Genomic DNA, 22050 nt, shown 5'->3' with positions numbered 1-22050 from the left:
TTATAAATTAAGTTTTAATATCTTTATATTTTAATAACAACTAATTTATGAAAAATATTTCATCAGTATTGTTAATTTCTGCTCTGGCATTCAATTACTCCTGTACTACAATGAAAAAAACCGATACTCAGCAGGAAATCCCTGCCCCCGATTCTTCACTGTCTTCCAACCCATTCATGAAGAAAAGTAAACTTCAGTATGAAGCTCCGGAATTCAATACAATTAAAAATGAACATTTTAAACCTGCTTTCGATTTCGGATTGAGACAGCATGATGCTGAGATCTTAAAGATTGCAAACAATCCTGATGCACCTACTTTTGAAAACACGGTCGTTGCATTGGAAAAAAGCGGCGAGGTACTGAAAAGAGCGCGGATCATCTTTTCAAACCTGACCAGTGCGGATACCAATCCTACCCTTCAGGCTTTGGATGAAGAATATGCTCCAATATTTGCGGCCCATTCGGATAAAATGTATCTGAATGACCGGCTTTATCAAAGGATCCAATCTATTAAGGAAAACGGTTTGGATGACGAAAGTAAAAGGTTGCTGCAATTCTACAAACAGAACTTTGAAATAGCAGGGGCCAATCTTTCTGCTGCAGATAAGGAGAAACTAAAGCAGGTGAATCAGGAACTCGCCTCATTATCCACCCAGTTTTCCATCAAGCTTCTTGAGGCTAGAAAGCAGGGCGGTGTTTTCTTTTCTGATGCAACGGAACTGGAAGGGCTTTCCAGTGATGAAATAGAAGCCGCGGCAACAGATGCAAAAAATGCAGGACAGAACGGAAAATATCTTCTGGCTTTACAAAATACCACTCAGCAACCTCTTTTACAAAATCTTAAAAACAGGACAAGCAGGGAAAAACTTTTCAAAGCTTCCTGGCTAAGGGCTGAAAAAGGAGATGCCAATGATACCCGGGAAACTGTTGAAAAGTTGGCTAAACTCAGGCTAAAAAAGGCACAGATCTTAGGGAAGAAAAATTTTGCAGAATGGAAACTTCAGGATCAGATGGCAAAAACCCCTGAAGCTGCCGTTAAGCTCATGAATCAGCTTGCTACTCCGGCTGTAGAAACAGCCAGACGTGAAGCTAAAGATATCCAGGATCTGATCGATCAGCAAAACGGAGGTTTTAAAGTAGAACCTTGGGACTGGAATTTCTATGCCGAACAGGTAAGAAAAGCCAAATATGACCTGGATGAAAACCAGATCAAGCCCTATTTCGAAGTGACGACTGTTCTGGAAAAAGGAGTTTTCTATGCTGCCGAGAAATTCTATGGCATTACTTTTAAGAAAAGAACGGATCTGCCGGTATTTCATCCTGATGTAGTGGCTTACGAAGTTTTTGATCATGACGGAAAATCCCTGGCCATCTATTACCTGGATTTCTACACGAGGGATTCTAAGAGCGGCGGGGCCTGGATGAGCAATTTTGTGGAACAGTCTTATCTTTTAGGAACAAAACCAGTGATCGTAAACTGTTTCAATTATCAGAAGCCTGCTCCGGGAAAACCTTCCCTGATCAGCTATGATGATGTTACGACCATGTTCCATGAGTTTGGGCATTCCATCCACGGGATATTTGCAAGCCAAACCTATCCTTCTATTTCCGGGACAAGTGTTCCGAGGGATTTTGTGGAGTTCCCTTCACAGATCAATGAACACTGGGCTTTGGATCCGGTCATCTTGAAAAACTACGCCATACATTATGAAACGAAACAGCCTATTCCACAGGCTTTGGTTGATAAAATAAAAAAAGCGGCAACATTCAATCAGGGGTATATGACCTCAGAGTTGGTTTCCGCAGCGGCTTTGGATATGGACTGGCATACCGTTACCAATGAAGGGCAGTTAATTCCTGTTCTGGATTTCGAGAAGCAGTCTTTAACTCATCATGGATTTACTCTGGCAACCGTTCCGCCAAGATACCATACCCCTTATTTTGCACACATCTGGGGTGGTGATTATTCAGCGGGGTATTATGCCTATTTATGGTCTGAAACTTTGGACAGCGATGCCTGGGAATGGATCAAAAACAATGGCGGTTTGACAAGGGAAAATGGTGACCGTTTCAGAAAATATATTCTTTCCGTAGGAAATTCTGTAGATCTGAATAAAGCGTTCAGGGATTTTACGGGGCATGATCCGGATATCAAACCTTTATTGAGAAACAGAGGATTTATAAAATAAGTATAAAGAAGCATTCTATTGGGTGCTTCTTTTTATTTCATTAACCACAAAAGTTTTTTTAGACACTTTAGTTAATTTCATGATACCTGAAAAGAGAATTTAAGGACACATTAGCTTCTTGGAAATCAAAGATTTTCTTCTCATTTGTACTTCTAAGCAAAATAATTTCAACCAGAAATAACTTAAGTGTTTCAATTTTTTTTGAGACTTTTGTGGTTAAAAAAATTAAAACATATAAAAATGAACTGTCCCTGCTGCTCCGGAAGATCTTATGAAGAATGCTGTAAACCTTACCACATAGGAGAAAAGCATGCTCCGACTGCGGAAGCTCTGATGCGATCAAGGTTTTCGGCATTTGCAATCCCGAACGGAGATTATCTGATGGAGACCACTCATCCCGGAAAAAGGAAGTTCCACAATAAGGCAGACCTGCAAGAATGGGGAGAGATCAATGAATGGACCAAACTGGAGATCATCAGAACTCCGGCATTGAATCAGGTAGAATTTAAGGCTTATTATATTGATCAGGACGGAAGTCCTCAAATTCACTATGAATTTTCTGTTTTCCAGAAAATGCATGAACGGTGGTATTATGTTTCAGGTGAGTTTTTAAGTTAAGATATAAAGCTACTGTTAGTTTTGCGGTCTCTCTTTTTTCTTTTTCTGTCTTAAAACATATACATAAAGACTTTCTACTTTTGTTCGTGCCCAAGGCGTTTTCCGTAAAAATTTCAGGGAAGAGCTTATACTGGGATTATCTGTAAAACACTTAATGTTGATCTGCTCGCCCAGTTTTTCAAATCCTTCATAATATTCCACCAATTCTTCCAGAATAGCATCTAGTCTTTTTCCGTGTAAAGGATCTTTGGATTGCTGCTGCATGTTTTTTTGTAAAAATAGTTGTTTCCTATAAATAATCCAATGAACGATTACTTTTTATCCAAAAAGTTTTTAGACACTTTATTTATGTATAGAAAGTGCTTATTCAAACTTATCAAAAAAATAAACCACAAAAGTCACAAAAGCTATTGTAAACACTTAAGTTTAATGAAAAGCTCCCTGCAAAGTATATTTAAGAGCACATAAGTTTTTTTTACTAAAGCGTTTAATAATAGAGCTTTTGTAGCTTAATTCTCCTATTAAAAGTCTGTACGGACTCAATAAAAACACTCCGCTGAAAATTTCAACGGAGTGTTTATTTATAAAGGTTTAATTTCCGGTAATACTTCCTTTCCGAACAGTTCTATGGATCTCATCATGATATCATGAGCCGGATCTCCCACATCCATATGCCCGATAAATCTAGTGATCCCGAAAATTTCTTTCATATACGCAATTTTATCAGCAACTTCCGCAGGACTTCCGATGAACAATGCCCCATCCTTGCTCCTCCCGCCTTCATACTGCATTTCTGTATAAGGAGCCCATCCTCTTTTGGAACCTATCCTATCCATTTGGGACTTATAATTATGGAAATATCCGTCTATAACTTTCTGATCATTACTTATAAAAGTATGTGAATGAATGGCAATCTGCATTTCAGATACATCATGCCCCGCTTTTTCATATTCCTGCTTATAGAATTCAATCAGGTTTTTAAACTGGATCGGCATCCCGCCAATGATAGCTACCACTAAAGGCATTCCGAGCTTCGCAGCACTCAAAACGGATTGCGGGGTTCCTCCCACTGCTCTCCAGATGGTAAGTTTTCCGTCATTTTTAGCTCTCGGATAAACGGTCTGGTCATGCATTGGTGCGCGGAGCTGTCCTGACCATGAAACATTTTCTTCGGAATTGATTTTTAATAACAGTTCCAGTTTTTCATCAAAAAGCTGCTCATAATCATCCAGCGAATATCCGTATAGTGGAAAAGATTCTATAAAACTGCCCCTTCCTACAAATATTTCCGCCCGCCCGTCAGAGATCAGATCCAATGTTGAAAAATCTTCATATACTTTTACGGGTTCTGATGAGCTGAGTACCGTTACTCCACTGGCCAGTTTTATGTTTTTAGTAATGCCCGCAGCAGCAGCCAATACGATCTCCGGAGATGAAACGGCATAATCGGGTCGGTGATGTTCTCCCATTGCGAAAACATCTATTCCCACCTCATCCATCAATTTTACCTGCGCAAGGATCTCCCGGATTTTAGTAACTGCATCCCTATATTTTCCTGTTGTCTGGTCAAATGCCAGATCACCAAACATTCCTATTCCTAATTCCATATTTCTGATTTTATATAAGAACAAAATTACAGCTCCTGAAAGTCAAAAGCATTGATGAATGATAAGAATGAAAACGCGTGAAAGCAATAAAGAAGATCAAATGTTTTCAGGATCCGGGAAGCCTGAATTAAAGAATTTTCATCATAGAAAGAACATACAATATACCTATTAATAAGCCTATAAAAACAACAAGTCCAATGATAAGATTAAAAAAGCCCTGGTCCAGATCTTCTTTTTTCAGATCCGGATTGAAAATCTTTAAAACAAAATACCGGGTATAAAGTCCCAGAATATCTGGAATAAATTTGCCTAATATAATGTCCAGTAATTCCATAATTTATATTTCATTGTATTCAAATATACTTAATATTTTATACCTCATCTTCTTTTTAATTAAACATATGATTTTAAAAACCATTCTGTTTAAAATAAAAAATCCAGCCGGATTGGCTGGATCAAATATTATTTTTTCAGATACTGGTCAAAATAATCCGTTACTTTCTGCATCAGATGCACCCTGTCTTTCCCGGTCACATTATGAGGGTGTCCCGGATAGACAAAATAGTCTAACTGTACTCCATTATCAACCGCTGATTTCAGGAACTTCACCGAATGCTGCCAAACCACCACATCATCCTGTGCTCCGTGGATCATCAGCAGTTTTCCTTTTAAATTTTGCACCTTATCCAAAAGGTTTGCTGTTTTATACCCCTGAGGGTTTTCCTGCGGAGTGTCCATATACCTTTCTGTGTACATGATCTCATACATGCTCCAATCGATCACAGGCCCGCCTGCAACGCCTACCTTGAACACTTCAGGATGGCGAAGCATAAAGCTGGTTGTCATAAACCCGCCGAAACTCCATCCATGGATTCCCAATTTCTCTCCGTCTACATAAGGAAGTGACTTCAAATACTCTACTCCTTTCATCTGATCGTTCATTTCGGTAGTCCCCAGGTTTCTGAAGACTGCCTGCTCGAATTTCAATCCACGATTAGAAGAACCTCTTCCATCCATCGTAAAAATAATGTATCCGTTCTGGGCCATATATTCATACCAGAGGTTTCCGGAAGCCGGGAAAGTATTTGTTACCAATTGTAAATGAGGCCCGTTATATAAATATACGATCGCGGGATATTTTTTATTGGGATCAAAATTCGTCGGAAGGATTATTTTACCATATAATGGCGTTCCGTCATCAGCCTTCATCTCTATATTTTTAATTTCAGGCCTTTGGTAATTTTTTAATGGATTTTCAGCTGTGAGAATGTTCTCATATTTTAAGGTGCCCGTATTGATGATATTTGCTATTTTAGGGGTATCCGCATTGCTGTAGATATCGTACAGGTAATTTCCGTCATTGCTCAATATTCCGGTATGCATCCCGGCTGCATCATCCAGTCTCTGCATTTTAAAGCTTGCCCAATTGATTTTATATAAATGTCTTTCTAAAGGAGTTTCTTTGGTCGAAGTAAAATAGATCTCCTTTTTCTTCTCATTAAACCCTAAAACATCGGTAACCAACCAGTCTCCTTTTGTGATCTGGGCAACCAATCCCTTTTCAAGACTGTAATGGAACAGATGGTTATATCCCGTTCTCTGGCTCTGCCAGATGAAATCTGTAGTGGAGTTCGGGAAGAATACCAATGGGTGCTGTGGTTCTACATATTTGCTATTGGTTTCCTCAAACAAAGTTTTTACAAAGTCTCCGGTGACAGCATCATACTGATTCATTTTTAAATGATTCTGCCCTCTGTTCAGTACTCCCACGAAAATATATTTGGAATCGGGGCTCCAAGTAACAGCTGTTAAGTACTGATCTTTCTCTCCTTCAATTTTCAGGAAGGCTGTAGACTGATTTTTAATATTGAAAACACCCAATGTAACTTCATGTGATGTTTTTCCGGCCATCGGATATTTTATATTGTGGTTTTCTGCAGGGGTTACAGACCAGTCAATAACAGGGTAATCCGTTACCATTGTCTGATCCATTCTGTAGAAAGCTACATTTTCCGAATTTGGAGAAGGGAAAATCCCGGTATCAATTCCGAACTCATTTCTGTGAACGGCTGAACCTCCATTCACAATATTCTCATTAGGATCATTTGTAACGGCAATAGCTTTACCGTTCCTATTCACATATAAATTATTCTTTATGATATAGGCAAAGGTCTGGCTATCGCTAAACACTTTTACATTAGTAGCATCCTCTTCCAACGAAACTGAATTTTTGATCTTCCAGTCACTGCCGGACTTCTCAACCCAAGCCATTTGATCATTGGCATTGAAATATCCCTGTGAATTACCTGTGAATTTGATAGGTGGCACTGCTTTTAATTTCTTATCTGCAAAATGCCTATTCAACTGCGTCAAAGATACCAGGGTATCCTGCTTTTTAGTTTTTATATCTGTAATCAAATATCCTCCTTTCACAGCCTGAATGTATGATTTGCCGTCTCCCGTCCATGAGAATTGAGAAATATTTTTTACCGCCAGATTGCTTCTAAGACCGTTTACAGCTTCTGCCATAGTATATTTCTGGGTCTGGGCAAAGACAGATCCACCCAAAACCACCATCAATAAAGAAAATCTATATAATTTCATGGTATAAAATTAATTGCTTCAAAAATAAGAAATAAAACCATACGTTAAGGAAACGTTAAAATAAAACGTTTATAAATATGCAGATTAATAGAAAATATTTTCTTAACTTAATGTCAGGATTCTTGAAATCTTCTGCTACCAGAACCAAGAGATGTGGAATGTCACTGCGACTCATTGCAAAAGGTACATTTTCATTTCTTATCTTAAATCAATGAATTGTACCTGTACCTTACTATACATTTGCAGTATTATTAACAATTTATAAAAATAAATACAATGGCAACAAAATGGACCTTAGACCCTACACATAGTGAGATCACATTCAAAGTAAAGCACATGATGATTTCCAACGTAAAAGGAAGCTTCAGAGACTTCGCTGCTGAAATTGAAGCTGAAGATGACAGTTTCAGAAATGCAAAAACTACTGCAACTATTCATACGGATTCGGTTTTTACCAACAATACAGACCGGGATAATCACTTAAAGTCTGCCGAGTTCTTCAATGCTGAAGCTCATCCGGTGATTACTTTTGAGTCTCAAGCTCTGAATGATAAGATAGAAGGCAGTCTTACGATCAACGGAATTACAAAACCGGTAAGCCTGGATGTGGATTTTGGAGGAATCAATAAAGATCCGTGGGGAAATACAAAAGCTGGATTTTCTTTTGAAGGAAAGATCAATAGAAAGGATTTCGGACTAAACTGGAATGCAGCTCTTGAAGCCGGAGGAGTAATGGTAAGTGACGAGGTAAGGATTGCCGGAGAGTTACAGTTTGTAAAGCAGGCATAATTTTTTAGCATATAGGGTAAAAGGTTCAGGGATTTTCTAAAACCTTGAACCTTTTATTTTTTATAAACTCCCAACATTCTATGAACCTTAACGATCTGCAGAATATCAGTGACCATTTTACAGGCAGTGAGAGAATGCCTGTATTATTTCTGGGACATGGCTCTCCTATGAACGCTATTGAAGAGAATCAGTTTGTACAGGGATTCAGAAAGGCAGCCCGGGAGATCCCAAGGCCAAATGCTATTTTATGCATTTCAGCCCATTGGTACACTCAGGGTACTTTCGTAACAGCGATGGGTATGCCGAGAACGATACATGATTTTTATGGCTTTCCGAAGGAATTGTTCGAGGTACAGTATCCTGCTCCCGGAAATCCTGAACTGGCCAAAGAAACGGCAAATCTTCTTGCTCCTGTACAAGTGGAGGAAGACCATAACTGGGGTTTGGATCACGGCGCATGGTCGGTTATCAGACATATGTACCCAGATGCTGATATTCCTGTCATTCAATTAAGCATCGATTATACAAAACCGCCACAATATCACTTCGATCTGGCGGCAAGATTAAATAAATTTCGTGAAAAGGGCATTTTAATCATCGGAAGCGGAAATATTATCCATAATTTAAGACTGATAGACTGGAAAAACATTAATACGGTCGGTGCCGGATGGGACTGGGCCATAGAAAGCCGTAAGAAAACCAACAGCTGGCTTCTGGATGGGAATTTCCAGCCTGTTATTGATTATCGGAAACAGGGAACTTTTTTACAATATGCTGTTCCTTCTCCCGATCATTTTTTACCACTGATCTATACTTTGGGCTTAAAAGACAGATCGGAAAACCTGACTTTGTTCAATGATGAATTAATCGGAGGTTCTCTGAGTATGACGAGCGTAAGAATAGGATGATACCATTTTTGTATTGAAAATATTATAAAGTTTCGGCGCGGCGGCTTTGCCGCCGCGCCGAAACCTCAGCAAGCAAATTCTTCATAAAAGTAATTTCAAAGGTAAAATGGTATAAAGATTTTTCAGCATAAAAAATAGTAATACTATTTATGATAAATAATATTGCTATTTAGATATTTCTTACTATTTATGCTTACTGAACAGCCTGCAGAACATTGATATTTCCGTAGCCAAAATTAGCATCCTTATTTGGATAATAAGTTGCCGACTGCCTCATCTTATTCAGTACCTGATCTCTCGTCCACGATGGATTTTTAGCCCATACCAGCGCTGCAATTCCTGCAGTGGATGCAGTAGCTACCGAAGAACCTCCTACATAATCTGTCTGGGCATTGTAATAGCTCAGTACCGGGATATTATTGGATGAAGCTCTTTCCATCTGATAGGTAAAATCTATTTCAGCTCCGGAATGGCATACATCACATTTCTGATTGGAAGTATTTTCCTTTACTCCCGTTACAGCTTGTGTTTCCGGCATCCATGCAGGGAAAATAACGCCTACAAAAGTAGTAAAGCTGGTAGAAGTTCCGCCTGCACAGAAGATCAGTTTTCCTTTGGAATAGGCATATTTTACTCCGTCTTCTATTTTACCCACGGAAAATATATGCCCCATTGACATGGAGATGATTTTTACATTTGTATTGTTAGCCAGTTCGGTAAACGCAATTTTCACCCCGTTTTGTTCATGATAACCATCCAATACTACATTGGAAGCTGCTCTGTATGCTATCAGATTGGCATTGTAGGCTACCCCTACAGGCTGCCCCTGGTTATTTCTGGGAGCAGCCATGGCTGAAGCCATACTGGTCCCATGCCCGCATTTATCATTTGCCCCATCATAGCCGGAACTCCAAGGCCAGATGGAATCTACATATACTCCATATTTGCTGATGGTTCTCCCGGAAGATGCTCCGTTATTAAAGCTACCACTCAATAAGCCCTGTTCAGTCGAAACTCCGCTGTCAATTAAACCGATAGTGATCCCGGCGCCGGTACTGTAGCTCCAGGCACTTGTAATATTATGCTTATAGAAGGACCATGAGGCCTTTGCATTGGGTGTAATCGTAGTATAATCCGCAGAATTTAAAGAGGTCGACTCCAATCCGCATCCTGATGAACTTCCGCTGGACTTGGCAGCACCGCTAAGCTTCTTTTCGTTTTCAAAATAACGATAATCGGCCGGCTCCAGATAACGGATCGTTTTCAGGCGGCGTAAAGCAATCACCGTTTCCTGCTTTTCAATATACACATCCATTTGGTTGAGATACTGATCGGAACCTAATAAAACCCTGTCCTGCTTTCCTTCATATTTTTTAATAACTTCTAAAATTTCATTCTGTATCCTTTCATTATCGGGTGAAAGGCTGCGGTCGAAATCCTTCTGTGAAGCTCCGAATCCTATCGAAGCCACTTTATTTCCGCGGAAAATAGCACTCCATACAAAATGGTCGGAAGACTTGCTCCAGCTGAAAGAACCGGTATTTCGGATGGATTCATTAATCCGGTCGTTAATTTGTTTTTCGGTCAGAGGATCTTTCTGGCTTATTTCGATCCCCTCTACTTCAGCCTGTACTTCTTCCCTGTTACAGGAAACCATCACCAGAAGCATTACTAAAAGATAGAATACATTTTTTTTCATAGTAATTAATTTTGATTTTGATAACACAAGATATCACTTTATTTTGAATTACAGTAGTTTACAAAGTATTTTATCTCCGTATTATTTTTTTCGGCTTTATTTTTTTATCACTAAAAATTTAGTAATATTGTTTACCATGAAAAAATCAATAGTACTGTATTTCATATTATTTCCGCTTTATATTTTCTTGTCACAGACGATCAGGGGAACCGTTGTCAATGATGCCGAACATGCTATTCCGAATGTAAATGTTTATTTAGACGGCACTAAAATAAGTACAACCTCTGGAGAAGACGGAAGCTTCAGTATTGAATTATCCTCAAAGAATAAGGGCAATCTGGTTTTCCAGAAAGAAAGCTATGAGACCTTCATGACCGATGTTTCCAAGGTTTATGGCAAAACATTAAAGATTGTTCTCGTTAAAGCAGCTGACATAGAGGAAGTACAGCTTATTCCTTTTACAGAGGAAGCTTATAAAAACCATATTTACAATTTTCTTAAAAATTTTATAGGATCGGACCAGCAGAATGTGAAGATCAGGAACCAAAGGAGTTTAAAATTTGCCTATGACAGGAAGAATAATTTCCTTACAGTAAAGGCGCCACAACCTCTGATCATTGAGAATAAAAATCTGGGTTATGAGATTGTCTACGATCTTCTCGGCTTTACTCTTGACCTTAAAAAAATATAGTGAACTATACCGGGACAAGCTTCTTTAAAGAAACTAAAAATACAGATAAGGTAAAGCTAAACAGAATAAACGCCTACGAAGGTAGCATGCTGCATTTTTTCCGGAGTGTTTACCAAAATAAAACGGCTGAGGACGGCTTTATCGTCAATCATATTACTATGATTCCCAATCCGAAATACCCAACGGAAGAAGAACTGGAACTTCTGAATGATTTTCGGAAAAACTTTATAACATCCGGAACATTGAAAATCTCTGACAACATCAATGATATTGCTCACAGAAAGAATAGTGAAAAGCCTTACAGCATGGCTATTACTAAAATGAAGATCCCGGATACTGACTACATTAAAAGAACCGATGGAAAAGTGATCTTGGATTTTCCGGATGTACTACAGGTCAACTACAGCAAATATTATTATAATCTGGAAAACAAAAAACTGGTCAAAGATAAAATTCCTGTCAGCCATCAGTCATTCCTGTATATTGAAGGGCAGACCTTTGAAGTTTATGACACCGGCAATACTTCTGATCCTGAACTCCTGCTCAAGCAGGGGGATTTTTCAAGAAACAAGATCGAGTTTATGCTTCCGCTGGATTATCAGCCGGGTGATTGATCATATCTCTTTTTCAAAGCAGACGCTGTTCTCAACTCCGGCATATTGCCCGTAATTCGGGATCTTGTGGTAACCGCTTTTCTCATAGAGTGCAATGGCTTCGGGCTGTTTCAAACCGGTTTCCAGGATACACTTTTTATATCCGGATTCTCTGGCCCAGATTTCCAGTTCATACAAAATCCCGGAAGCCAGACCGAGTTTCCTTTTTTCGGGGTTTGTATACATCCGTTTGATCTCTACACTTTCTTCAGAGAACGGCTTGAAAGCTCCACAGGCTATCGCATTATCTTCTAAATAAACCACAACACAATTTTTCAGCATATCGATCTTATTGAACTGATGGTAAAAGGCATGGTCTTCACCATCCCGGATGGCAAGATCGGCATCTAACAGTTTTACAAGATCCTGAAAATCCTTATCTGAAGAGTCTGTTCTCTTTATCTTCATGCGTTCTTTGTTTCTGCAAATATAAAAAGCTTCCCCGATGGAAGCTTTATTTATAAACTTTTATTTTAACCACAAAAGGCACAAAAGTTTTTTAGGATGTGCAGATCTTGGAAACACTTTAGTAATTTATAGTTTAAGATGATATTGTTTTAAAGTTCACATAAGCTGAATACTTCGATTTAGCTCAATATTAGATTTTCAAAACTAATGTGCATTCAAATCTTCTGCTTAGATAAACTTAAATGTCCCGGAAGCTTTTGTGCCTTTTGTGGTTTGCTTTTTATATCAGTTCACTATAAACTTTCTTTCATTGATCAGCTCTGCAATGGCAAGCATATCTTGTCCGATCAGCCTGTCATCTTCCAGTTTTTTAACTTTAGAGCGGATAATGGCAAAGTTTTCTTCTATAATTTTTGAGCATTTAGCCGGTCTTCTGAACTCCAGCCCCTGTGCGGCAAACATTAGTTCAACCGCTAAAATATTGATCAGATTTCCTAAAACCTGATTGAACTTTCTCCCTGAAATGCTCCCCATAGAAACATGATCCTCCTGCCCTAAGCTTGTAGGAATAGAGTCTGCAGAAGCCGGGAAACATAATGTTTTGTTTTCTGTTACCAATGCCGCTGAAGTGTACTGCGGGATCATAAATCCTGAGTTCAGTCCTGAGCTTTCCGTTAGCAGTCTTGGCAGTCCGTATTTTCCTTCCAATAGCAAATAGCTTCTCCTGTCTGAAATATTTCCCAGCTCAGCAGCAGCCAAAGTAGCATAATCCAATGGCAGAGCCATTAGCTGCCCGTGAAAGTTCCCTCCAGAAATGGATTCTTCAGCACTTAAAACGATCGGGTTATCCGTCACAGAATTCAATTCTGTTATTGCCATATTTTTAAGGTGTTCAAAAGCATTTCTGCTCGCCCCGTGAACCTGCGGCACACATCTCATGGAATAAGGATCCTGAACTCTTTCACAGCCTTCATGGGCTTTCATGTTTTCAGAGTTCCTTAAAAACTTCACCATTCTTGCTGCCACTTTTTTACTTCCTTCAAATGGCCTGATCTCATGAAGCTCTTTTTTGAACGGGCTTGCAGAACCTCTGTAGGCTTCAAGGCTCATGGCCGCTGTCATATCGGCAAGGTCCAGCAGGTATTCAAATTTTTCCAGCCCTTTTATGGCATGGGCTAAAATGAATTGAGTTCCGTTGATCAGCCCAAGTCCTTCTTTTGGGCCCAGTGTAAGAGGCTCTAATTTATTTTTCTTTAAAACTTTTAATGTTTCCACCACTTTATCTCCATCCCAAACCTGTCCTAATCCCAACAACGGTAAAACCAGATGTGCCAAAGGAGCCAAATCTCCTGAAGCACCTACAGAGCCCTGCTCCGGAACTACAGGAATGATATCTTTCTCCAGCATCAGGATCATTCTTTCAATAACTTCCAGAGAAACCCCGGAAAAACCTTTTGACAACGCATGTACTTTAGCGATCATCATAATCTTTGAAAGCTCTTTATCAATAGGCTTCCCCACACCTACTGCATGGGAAATGATCAAATTATACTGAAGCTGAGCCGTTTCATCAGCAGAGATCTTAGTATCACAAAGTGGACCGAATCCCGTATTGATTCCATATACACACTGATCGGACTCTACTATTTTCTTAACGTTCTTCTGAGATTTTAAAATCTGATCTTTTGCCGCTTTATTAAGTTTTGCTTTATCAGGATTTTTACAGATTTCTAGCACATCATGAAAGCTGAAAACATCTACACCGTATATCATTTCTAAAATTTTGCTTAAAATTACACATTTAGCCATAATTGTAAAAGTCAAATTTCCATGCAGAATTTATTTTCCCGGTAAGTTATTTAATTTACTATTTTTATCCGCTAATAAATAAAAATCAATTAATCATGAAACTTAAAGCTTTATTGCTTGCCTTTTGCCTTGCAGGCACATTTTCTTTTGCACAGGATAAGGTAAAATATTCCAAAGACGAGATCAAAAAAATGGAAACCTATCTTTTCAATGAAGGTTTTTCCACTCCTTCACCCAAGAAAACTTCAACCATCCTTTTGAAAGACGGAACTACTCATAAAGGTTTCTGCAGTGATATCGATACCAAGAAAGGGCAGATCTACGCCATATCCATCAAGGATACCATAACCAAAAAAAGCACGACTTTCAATGCTGACCAGATAAATGAAATGTACGTTTTCCCGAGTAATGCCGAAAAAATTGCAAAAGTAGCCAAGTACATGGGAAATATCCGAAACTTCGGAACCAAAAAACTGAACAAGAATACAACCAGCGACCGCATCCATTTTATTAATCAGACGGTTTCTTTAAAAAATAAGAAAGAGGATAAGGAATTCCTGATGCAGCTCATCAACCCGGAGTTCAGTGATCTTATATCTGTGTATTATGATCCTTTTGCCAAGGAAACGACAGGGTTTTCCGTAATGGGCTCTCCCCAGCTGGGCGGTGGTGTCATTAAATCTTATTATGTAAAAAAAGGAGATAAGATCATTTGGCTTCACAAAGATGATTTTGAAGACAACTACGATTTCCTTTTCGGGGACAATGCTGAATTCGTGAAAAAATATCCTAAAAATTCTGTAAAATGGGATTACCTTAGTTTTCTTATCAGTGAATACACAATAATGAACAACGGATAAGATATCGAAATATAAACTTTCAGGGCTGTGGAAAAATTCTACGGCCTTTTTTGTTCTTTTAAATCACAACAGGATTCCGTAGTTTTGTTATATGAATCCTTCTTTAGAATTACAACTTAAAACTTTACCTTCAGAACCGGGCGTTTATCGTTATTATGATAAGAATGAGCAGCTTTTGTATGTCGGGAAAGCCAAAAACCTGAAGAAAAGGGTTCTGTCCTATTTCAATAAAAATCTTTCCGGATACAGGATCAGAATAATGGTGGGTAAGATCCAGCGGCTGGAAACTACTATCGTCAACAGTGAATATGATGCGCTTTTACTGGAAAACAACCTGATAAAAGAGCATCAGCCGTTTTATAACGTTATGCTGAAGGACGACAAAACGTATCCCTGGATCTGTATAAAAAATGAAGAGTTTCCGAGGATTTTCCTTACCAGAACGGTGATCAAAGACGGCTCGGAATATTACGGACCGTATGCAAAAGTGCGTCCTGCAAAGGTCTTATTAGATACCATCAAACATATTTATAAGCTCAGGACCTGTAATTTAAACCTTTCGCCCAATAAAATTGCGGAAGGAAAATACAAAGTCTGCCTGGAATATCATATTAAAAACTGCGGCGGGCCATGTGAAGGGCTTGAAAGCAAAGAGGAATATAATGAAAAGATAGATGCTATCCGCGGGATCATCAAAGGGGACTTCCGGAAAGCAAAAGATTACCTGGTGGGGCAGATGATGAAATATGCTTCCAATCTTCAGTTTGAAGATGCCCAGACGGTTAAGGAAAGGCTGGATATCCTTGAAGATTATCAGGCTAAAAATACAGTCGTTAACCCCAATATAGATGATGTGGATGTCTTTGGAATGACGAGTGATGAAACAGCAGCCTATATCAACTTCTTTAAGATCAGGAATGGAAACATTATTCAGAGCTTCACCACGGAGATCAAAAAGATCCTTGAGGAAACAGATGAAGACATTCTGGAAGAAGCCCTTATCGAGATCCGCCAGAAGTTCGGGTCCGACTCAAAAGAAGTACTACTACCTTTCCATTTATCCGTAGAGATCCCTAATGTAAAGCTTATAGTTCCCAAAGTAGGCGATAAAAAAAGGATTGTAGAGCTTTCCGAAAAAAATGCCAAAGAATACCGTCTTGAAAAATTAAAGCAGGTACAGATCGTGGATCCGGAAAGGCACACCACCAGGATCATGGCCGAAATGCAGAAATTGCTGAGAATGCCCGTTGAACCAAGACATATTGAAGGTTTTGACAACTCCAATATCCAGGGAACGAATCCGGTTTCCGCCTGTGTTGTCTTCAAAGACGGAAAGCCAAGCAAAGCGGACTACAGGATCTTTCACCCGAAAACGGTAGACGGGCCTAATGATTTTGCCACTATGGAAGAAGCGATCTTCCGCCGTTATAAGAGAATGATAGATGAAGGTGAAAGTCTTCCGCAGCTTATCTTAATAGATGGTGGAAAAGGGCAGTTATCATCCGCCGTTAAGAGCCTAAAACTATTGGGTCTGTATGGTAAGATCACCGTGATCGGTATTGCCAAAAGACTGGAAGAAATTTATTTTCCGGAAGACTCTATCCCATTATATCTGGATAAGAAATCCGAAACTTTAAAAGTATTGCAGAGGGTCCGCGATGAAGCGCACCGTTTTGGGGTAAAGCATCACAGAACGAGAAGAACCAATTCTACCATAAAATCTGAATTAGATGATATTGCCGGAGTAGGCGAAAAGACCATTGAGCTGCTTTTATCTAAATTAAAGTCTGTAAAAAGGATAAAAGAAGCTAATTTAGAGACCTTAGAGGAGATTATCGGGAAAAGCAGGGCAAAAATTATTCATGATTTTTTTAATAATGCCAACTAAGATTCTTCTTAAATTTTGTTTATCTATTGATAATCATCCATTAAACTTTTAATACCATTTTGCCTTTGAAAATACTATAAAGGATTTCGGCGCGGCGGCTTTGCCGCCGCGCCGAAATCCTCAACAAGCAAATTTTTCATAAAAGTAATTTCAAAGATAAAATGGTATAAGTTCAACACATTCAAAGATCTCAATACTGTTTAGATTCCTGCCGGAATGACAAACTCAGTGCATAATTTTGATTTGCAAAAAAAAGAAACCTAAAATATAAAGTTTTGTTAAACAAAATATGCTCTCCGAGGAAAGCCTATTTTATATTTTATACTGAATAAACAGTTTTATTTTCCGGAAAAAACTTCTTTGGCATATTCTCCATTGGATTGCGGGATCTCAACCACTATATTTCCTTTTTCATAATATCCGATAGTTGAATCACCATTGGCCAATTTCACCCTGAAAACATCTTTCTTTGTAGTGGCCTTAAAAGTCGCATACGGAACAGAGCTATTAGAGTCTGCAAGGATAAACTGGCTGTTATCTATCTGTATTTTTTGCAGATTAAGCTTACCGTTAGTATATCTTTCAGCTTTTTTCTCAACGGAAGAAACTGAAGATGTTTCTTTCACTTCATTCACTGTTTCCGTCTCTATCGTTTCTGTTTGCGTTACCGTCGTATTAGTGATCTCAACTGGATTGGAAACAGGAACGGCAACTAAAGACTGCTTCAGAGCATCCTGGTATCCTTCTATATATTCTTTAATACTGGAACTTCCTTTGGAAGTAAGTACAACTTTATTATTACAATCCTTCAACTGTAATGTGACTTTATTCCTTAAAAATCCGCTGTCATTGATGATATCTGCATGAAGGACATTGCACGGGTTTTGTTTTGCTTCAGAAGACCATTGCTGCCTATCCCCAGGAAGTATGGCATATTTTTTCCCTTTCAAAAGCTTTGTAAGAGCATTTTTTAAATCATAATCTGCTTTAAATGTCGGGAAATAATCAGGAACCGATACATATTTATAATCGGAGATCTTTTGTCCGGAAACCATTACCAGGCCAATAACAGAAATAAGGGTCAGTAGCTTTTTCATGGAAGTATTCATTAAACCTTTATAAATATAGATTAATCATTTCTAAACATTCCCATATCCAGTTTCAGGGAGAAGAAATTGGAATAGAAATTAGAACCGCCTATCCCCGAATTGGTAATGGCATAGTCTAAAGTAAGTCCTCTGTATCTTATCCCGATACCCGCACTGGGCTGAAACGAAACTTTTCTTTTCAGGTCTTCTATATCGGTAATGGACTGGAACCTGTTAACCCCCAATCTCACAAAGATCATTTTCTGATATCCGAATTCAGCTCCGGCATAAGGGGTAATACTGGCAAAATCTGTTGAGATCAATGCCGCTGTTTTTGCAAAATCTACATTCAAACCCGCTTCAGGCAATAGATACATACTGTTATTGATTTCAAATAGCTTACTTGCACCTACATTCAGCTTAGGCATAGTAAGCTCCATTTTGTCTTTCGGGGCAGGGTTAAATTCTTCACCATTTACCACTGTAGAAAGCTCATCCTCATTGATACTCCAGAAGTTGACCGTAGTGGTCGCATCACGAAGCATTCCCCCGAATTTCCATCCGTTATCTGCTTTATAAATAGCTCCCACATCAAAACCGAATCCATATCCGCTTGCAAATTTCCCCACATTTCTATAAACAATTTTTGCATTCACCCCTACATCCAGCTTAGGATTTCCTCCCGGATTGAAGGCATAGGAAAGTATAGCGGCATAATCCGACTGGGAAAATTTGGTAATCTTATCATAATCGATATTCCCTTCAGAGTCGATCATCTGTGTGGTATTCAAAATATTATCAACTCCCAGCCTTACCACAGAAATCCCGAATACTCCTGTTTCCAGTGTTTTGGCATAGGCCAGATAATCATATTTGGCAATAGACTCAAAATATTCGGCGTGCATGGCTGCACCCTGCCAGTCCCTTTCAATGGACATTAAACCCGCCGGATTCCACATAGGAGAATACACATCGTCCTGATTGGAAATGACAGCACCGCCCATACCCAAACCTCTGGCTCCGGCTCCTATATTTAAAAATTCATTGGAATATTTTCTGATGATCTGGGATTGTGACAATCCAAACAGAAAGGAAAATACAAGTAAAAAATATTTTTTCATCATATCATATTGATGCTTAATTCAAGTTTTTTTGTTTTTTAGCTTTTATCAGTCCATTGACAATAATGGCCAATATCATAACGGCTGATGCTATATAAAATATAGGGCTCATATGTTCTGATTCCCCAAAGATAAAAAAAGCTAGTATAATTCCGTAAACCGGTTCTAAATTAACTGTTAAAATTAGTGTAAAAGGCGAAATATATTTCATTAATTTCACGGATTCCAACATGGGAAAAGCGGTGAAAATGCTCGCCAATACACATATTAACGCCAAATCCCTATAGTTTATTTCATTCATCTGAAAAATTTGCCCCGTCAGCAAATAAAACAGTAATAAAATACCCCAACCACAGAAAATTTCATAAAAAATAATGTTTCCGGAGCTGGTCTTCCCATATATTTTTCCATTGAAAACAGAAAATAAGGTTCCGAACACAGCGCATAATATTCCGTAAAAGATCCCTTCCTTATATTGAAACTCTGTTTTAAAGATCAAAAGGATGCATGCTACAATAACCACTCCCATGATAACCTCAGAAATATCTATCTTCCTTTTAAAAATAACAGGCTCCAGTATGGAAGCAAAGAGCGTAGATAATGATAAACAGCTTAAGGCTATGGAAACATTGGAAACTTTAATAGAGTAGAAAAAACAGAACCAGTGAAGCGTCATAGCCAGTCCAATCGCTGCCAACTGAAAAAAGAGCTTTTTGGAAACCTTTATACTATCCTTTTTATAAATCCTGATGAATATGAATAAAAAGACAGCAGCAAACAGCATTCTGTAAAATACAAGGATATGGGCATTAGCATGGATCAGTTTTCCCAAAATTGCAGTAAATCCCCACAAAAAAACAATTAAATGCAGCCTGAAAAGTGCCAATTTATGCATACTCCCTACTCTTTGAATGGTAAGACGCAAATTTACAAATAGCTTTTACAAAACCTTATAAAAATATATAAAAGATGTCATCAATATTCAACATGATGAGGCTTTCAAAGAAATAAAAAACCCTGAAAGTTTATTCAACGTTCAGGGCCTTCAAATAATAAACTATTAAAAAAATAAACTAGGAACTTAGAGTATCTTCCATAGAGAATATGTTCCCTATTACTCTAGTGTAAAGTTAGAAAAAATATCAATTATTTGAAAATATTTTTTTGTTAAATATTTCACAAATTTCTGAGAACCAATAAATTAAACAATTGTTTTATTTCAATTTAAATTCCTTTTAAAAATAGTATCTTTAGGCGTAAAAAATTGAAATTTTATGGACATTGAATTCAACAAAAGAGAAGATCAAAACAGATTAAAACTATCCGAACTCAATCGATTGCTTGCCGATATCAAAAAAGGAGGTGGAGAAAAAAGACTTCAGAAGCTCCGTGAAGAGGGAAAGATGACAGCAAGAGAAAGAATCGAATATCTTCTCGACAAGGATTCAGATTCCATAGAAATTGGTGCATTTGCAGGCTATGAAATGTACCAGGAACATGGTGGCTGCCCAAGCGGAGGGGTTGTGATAGTTATAGGCTATGTTTCCGGAAGACAATGTATTGTAGTGGCCAATGATGCTTCGGTAAAAGCCGGAGCCTGGTTTCCGATCACAGGAAAGAAAAACCTGAGAGCCCAGGAGATTGCCATGGAAAACAAACTTCCTATTATTTATTTAGTAGATTCCGCCGGTGTTTACCTTCCTATGCAGGATGAAATTTTTCCTGATAAAGAACATTTCGGAAGAATTTTCAGGAATAATGCTAAAATGAGTTCCATGGGAATTGTCCAGATCTCTGCTGTGATGGGAAGCTGCGTGGCAGGAGGTGCCTATCTGCCCATTATGAGCGATGAAGCAATGATCGTAGACAAAACAGGTTCCATTTTCCTGGCAGGAAGTTATCTGGTAAAAGCCGCAATAGGAGAAAGCATAGATAATGAAACATTGGGGGGAGCAACAACACATTGCTCCATTTCAGGTGTTACGGATTATAAAGCCAAGGATGATAAAGACGCTCTGGATAGAATTAAAAATATCATGAAATCTATCGGAAGTACTGAAAAAGCGGGTTTTGACAGAATTGAAAGCTTCCCGCCCAAAGAAAATCCCGATCATATATTTGGAATAATGCCTGCTTCCAGAGCAGAACAATATGATACGTATGAGATCATAAAATGCCTGGTTGATCACTCCGAATATGATGAATATAAGCCGGATTATGGTAAAAGCATTATTTGTGCCACCGCCAGAATTGACGGATGGTCTGTAGGGATCGTAGCCAATCAGAGAAAACTGGTGAAAAGCGGAAAAGGAGAAATGCAGTTTGGTGGAGTAATATACTCAGATTCTGCAGATAAAGCAACAAGGTTTATTGCGAACTGTAATCAGAGGAAGATCCCTTTGATCTTTTTACAGGATGTTACCGGATTTATGGTAGGTTCAAAATCCGAACATGGAGGGATCATTAAAGACGGTGCAAAAATGGTAAATGCTGTCTCCAATTCTGTTGTTCCAAAGTTTACGATCATTACAGGAAACTCTTATGGAGCCGGAAACTATGCCATGTGTGGAAAAGCCTACGATCCGAGATTAATCGTAGCCTGGCCTTGGGCTGACCTGGCGGTAATGGGAGGTGCACAGGCAGCTAAGGTTCTGGCACAAATTCAAGAATCTACATTAAAAAAACAAGGTAAAGAGATCTCTGAAGAAGAACATAACGAGATATTGGATACTATCTCTAAAAGATATCAAAAACAAACCGAAGCTACCTATGCTGCTGCCAGATTATGGACAGATGCTATTATTAATCCTATTGATACACGAAAATGGATCTCAATGGGTATTGAAGCAGCTAATCACTCACCAATTACGGAAAAATTTAATCTGGGGGTAATTCAGGTATGATAGTATAAAGTTCTTTTCACTATAACATCGCCTTACTGAAACAGTAAGGCTTTTTTACTATTTCAATTTAAGAATAAGCAAACTGCATCATCAGCTTAATACTATGTCTATGCCTGGATTCTTTCAGAATGACAAACAGAAAGCATCTCATATTTAGCGTTTAGGATTTTTGTTCAATTTTTAAATTTTCTTTTCATCAATTTCGATCATCAACT

At 38.5% G+C, this 22050-nt stretch carries 19 protein-coding genes; 9 read left to right on the top strand and 10 right to left on the bottom strand.

The window, feature by feature from the left end; translation table 11 throughout:
* Positions 1 to 47 precede the first annotated feature (47 nt).
* Both HNP38_RS16835 and HNP38_RS16830 read left to right on the top strand, forming a co-directional pair.
* A complete protein-coding gene (locus tag HNP38_RS16835) occupies positions 48 to 2189 on the top strand; it encodes a M3 family metallopeptidase (protein WP_184191729.1) in 2142 nt (713 codons plus the stop codon).
* Positions 2190 to 2429: 240 nt separating this feature from the next.
* Positions 2430 to 2807 (top strand): YchJ family protein, encoded by a 378-nt coding sequence (locus HNP38_RS16830; protein ID WP_184191726.1) that lies wholly within the window; start codon positions 2430 to 2432, stop codon positions 2805 to 2807.
* 15 nt (positions 2808 to 2822) lie between these two features.
* Here the strand turns inward: HNP38_RS16830 and HNP38_RS16825 are convergent, their stop codons facing one another.
* The 4 genes from HNP38_RS16825 to HNP38_RS16810 form a co-directional block, all read right to left on the bottom strand.
* A complete protein-coding gene (locus tag HNP38_RS16825) occupies positions 2823 to 3071 on the bottom strand; it encodes a VF530 family DNA-binding protein (RefSeq protein WP_184191723.1) in 249 nt (82 codons plus the stop codon).
* A gap of 317 nt (positions 3072 to 3388) precedes the next feature.
* Positions 3389 to 4414: an LLM class flavin-dependent oxidoreductase gene (locus HNP38_RS16820; protein ID WP_184191720.1), complete on the bottom strand. Its 1026-nt coding sequence runs from the start codon at positions 4412 to 4414 to the stop codon at positions 3389 to 3391.
* 127 nt (positions 4415 to 4541) lie between these two features.
* Positions 4542 to 4748, bottom strand: a complete 207-nt coding sequence (locus tag HNP38_RS16815; protein ID WP_184191717.1) for a hypothetical protein — start codon at positions 4746 to 4748, stop codon at positions 4542 to 4544.
* A 128-nt stretch (positions 4749 to 4876) separates the two neighbouring features.
* The gene (locus HNP38_RS16810; protein WP_184191714.1) at positions 4877 to 7018 is read right to left on the bottom strand and encodes a S9 family peptidase; all 2142 of its coding nucleotides are present in this window, start codon (positions 7016 to 7018) and stop codon (positions 4877 to 4879) included.
* 276 nt (positions 7019 to 7294) lie between these two features.
* Here HNP38_RS16810 and HNP38_RS16805 point away from each other — a divergent pair, with 276 nt between their 5' ends.
* Together HNP38_RS16805 and ygiD are read left to right on the top strand one after the other, a co-directional pair.
* A complete protein-coding gene (locus tag HNP38_RS16805; protein WP_184191711.1) occupies positions 7295 to 7807 on the top strand; it encodes a YceI family protein in 513 nt (170 codons plus the stop codon).
* An 80-nt stretch (positions 7808 to 7887) separates the two neighbouring features.
* Positions 7888 to 8715, top strand: a complete 828-nt coding sequence (ygiD, locus tag HNP38_RS16800) for a 4,5-DOPA dioxygenase extradiol (RefSeq protein ID WP_184191708.1) — start codon at positions 7888 to 7890, stop codon at positions 8713 to 8715.
* Positions 8716 to 8908: 193 nt separating this feature from the next.
* On the opposite strand, the gene HNP38_RS16795 is transcribed toward ygiD, so the two are convergent.
* Positions 8909 to 10414, bottom strand: coding sequence for a S8 family serine peptidase (locus tag HNP38_RS16795; RefSeq protein ID WP_184191705.1), 1506 nt, complete (start codon positions 10412 to 10414; stop codon positions 8909 to 8911).
* 136 nt (positions 10415 to 10550) lie between these two features.
* Between HNP38_RS16795 and HNP38_RS16790 the strand changes: the two genes are divergently transcribed.
* Complete coding sequence (locus HNP38_RS16790) at positions 10551 to 11105, top strand: carboxypeptidase-like regulatory domain-containing protein (protein ID WP_184191702.1); 555 nt, start codon at positions 10551 to 10553, stop codon at positions 11103 to 11105.
* A complete protein-coding gene (locus HNP38_RS16785) occupies positions 11105 to 11719 on the top strand; it encodes a hypothetical protein (protein WP_184191699.1) in 615 nt (204 codons plus the stop codon). Before HNP38_RS16790 ends, HNP38_RS16785 begins: the two co-directional genes overlap by 1 nt.
* Here HNP38_RS16785 and HNP38_RS16780 read toward each other — a convergent pair whose 3' ends face one another.
* Both HNP38_RS16780 and hutH read right to left on the bottom strand, forming a co-directional pair.
* Positions 11720 to 12166 (bottom strand): GNAT family N-acetyltransferase, encoded by a 447-nt coding sequence (locus HNP38_RS16780; RefSeq protein WP_184191696.1) that lies wholly within the window; start codon positions 12164 to 12166, stop codon positions 11720 to 11722.
* A 285-nt stretch (positions 12167 to 12451) separates the two neighbouring features.
* Positions 12452 to 13939: a histidine ammonia-lyase gene (gene hutH / locus HNP38_RS16775; protein ID WP_184191693.1), complete on the bottom strand. Its 1488-nt coding sequence runs from the start codon at positions 13937 to 13939 to the stop codon at positions 12452 to 12454.
* 131 nt (positions 13940 to 14070) lie between these two features.
* On the opposite strand from hutH, the gene HNP38_RS16770 reads away from it, so the two are divergent.
* The gene (locus HNP38_RS16770; protein WP_184191690.1) at positions 14071 to 14835 is read left to right on the top strand and encodes a hypothetical protein; all 765 of its coding nucleotides are present in this window, start codon (positions 14071 to 14073) and stop codon (positions 14833 to 14835) included.
* A gap of 91 nt (positions 14836 to 14926) precedes the next feature.
* A complete protein-coding gene (gene uvrC, locus HNP38_RS16765) occupies positions 14927 to 16723 on the top strand; it encodes an excinuclease ABC subunit UvrC (protein ID WP_184191687.1) in 1797 nt (598 codons plus the stop codon).
* A 338-nt stretch (positions 16724 to 17061) separates the two neighbouring features.
* Here uvrC and HNP38_RS16760 read toward each other — a convergent pair whose 3' ends face one another.
* The 3 genes from HNP38_RS16760 to HNP38_RS16750 are packed head-to-tail and all read right to left on the bottom strand — an operon-like array spanning position 17062 to position 19827.
* Positions 17062 to 17820, bottom strand: coding sequence for a hypothetical protein (locus HNP38_RS16760; RefSeq protein WP_184191684.1), 759 nt, complete (start codon positions 17818 to 17820; stop codon positions 17062 to 17064).
* A gap of 32 nt (positions 17821 to 17852) precedes the next feature.
* The gene (locus HNP38_RS16755) at positions 17853 to 18935 is read right to left on the bottom strand and encodes a PorV/PorQ family protein (RefSeq protein WP_184191681.1); all 1083 of its coding nucleotides are present in this window, start codon (positions 18933 to 18935) and stop codon (positions 17853 to 17855) included.
* A 13-nt stretch (positions 18936 to 18948) separates the two neighbouring features.
* Complete coding sequence (locus tag HNP38_RS16750; RefSeq protein ID WP_184191678.1) at positions 18949 to 19827, bottom strand: DMT family transporter; 879 nt, start codon at positions 19825 to 19827, stop codon at positions 18949 to 18951.
* 379 nt (positions 19828 to 20206) lie between these two features.
* Between HNP38_RS16750 and HNP38_RS16745 the strand changes: the two genes are divergently transcribed.
* Positions 20207 to 21835, top strand: a complete 1629-nt coding sequence (locus HNP38_RS16745; RefSeq protein ID WP_184191675.1) for an acyl-CoA carboxylase subunit beta — start codon at positions 20207 to 20209, stop codon at positions 21833 to 21835.
* Positions 21836 to 22050 lie beyond the last annotated feature (215 nt).

Source organism: Chryseobacterium defluvii, from assembly GCF_014204415.1.
In the GTDB taxonomy this organism is placed as follows: domain Bacteria; phylum Bacteroidota; class Bacteroidia; order Flavobacteriales; family Weeksellaceae; genus Chryseobacterium; species Chryseobacterium defluvii_A.
This window is presented reverse-complemented; position numbering and strand designations above follow the sequence as displayed.

Coding starts and splice junctions, on each gene's coding strand:
- HNP38_RS16835 (WP_184191729.1), top strand. CDS start 48: ATGAAAAATATTTCATCAGTATTGTTAATTTCTGCTCTGGCATTCAAT.
- HNP38_RS16830 (WP_184191726.1), top strand. CDS start 2,430: ATGAACTGTCCCTGCTGCTCCGGAAGATCTTATGAAGAATGCTGTAAA.
- HNP38_RS16825 (WP_184191723.1), bottom strand. CDS start 3,071: ATGCAGCAGCAATCCAAAGATCCTTTACACGGAAAAAGACTAGATGCT.
- HNP38_RS16820 (WP_184191720.1), bottom strand. CDS start 4,414: ATGGAATTAGGAATAGGAATGTTTGGTGATCTGGCATTTGACCAGACA.
- HNP38_RS16815 (WP_184191717.1), bottom strand. CDS start 4,748: ATGGAATTACTGGACATTATATTAGGCAAATTTATTCCAGATATTCTG.
- HNP38_RS16810 (WP_184191714.1), bottom strand. CDS start 7,018: ATGAAATTATATAGATTTTCTTTATTGATGGTGGTTTTGGGTGGATCT.
- HNP38_RS16805 (WP_184191711.1), top strand. CDS start 7,295: ATGGCAACAAAATGGACCTTAGACCCTACACATAGTGAGATCACATTC.
- ygiD (WP_184191708.1), top strand. CDS start 7,888: ATGAACCTTAACGATCTGCAGAATATCAGTGACCATTTTACAGGCAGT.
- HNP38_RS16795 (WP_184191705.1), bottom strand. CDS start 10,414: ATGAAAAAAAATGTATTCTATCTTTTAGTAATGCTTCTGGTGATGGTT.
- HNP38_RS16790 (WP_184191702.1), top strand. CDS start 10,551: ATGAAAAAATCAATAGTACTGTATTTCATATTATTTCCGCTTTATATT.
- HNP38_RS16780 (WP_184191696.1), bottom strand. CDS start 12,166: ATGAAGATAAAGAGAACAGACTCTTCAGATAAGGATTTTCAGGATCTT.
- hutH (WP_184191693.1), bottom strand. CDS start 13,939: ATGATATACGGTGTAGATGTTTTCAGCTTTCATGATGTGCTAGAAATC.
- HNP38_RS16770 (WP_184191690.1), top strand. CDS start 14,071: ATGAAACTTAAAGCTTTATTGCTTGCCTTTTGCCTTGCAGGCACATTT.
- uvrC (WP_184191687.1), top strand. CDS start 14,927: ATGAATCCTTCTTTAGAATTACAACTTAAAACTTTACCTTCAGAACCG.
- HNP38_RS16760 (WP_184191684.1), bottom strand. CDS start 17,820: ATGAAAAAGCTACTGACCCTTATTTCTGTTATTGGCCTGGTAATGGTT.
- HNP38_RS16755 (WP_184191681.1), bottom strand. CDS start 18,935: ATGATGAAAAAATATTTTTTACTTGTATTTTCCTTTCTGTTTGGATTG.
- HNP38_RS16750 (WP_184191678.1), bottom strand. CDS start 19,827: ATGCATAAATTGGCACTTTTCAGGCTGCATTTAATTGTTTTTTTGTGG.
- HNP38_RS16745 (WP_184191675.1), top strand. CDS start 20,207: ATGGACATTGAATTCAACAAAAGAGAAGATCAAAACAGATTAAAACTA.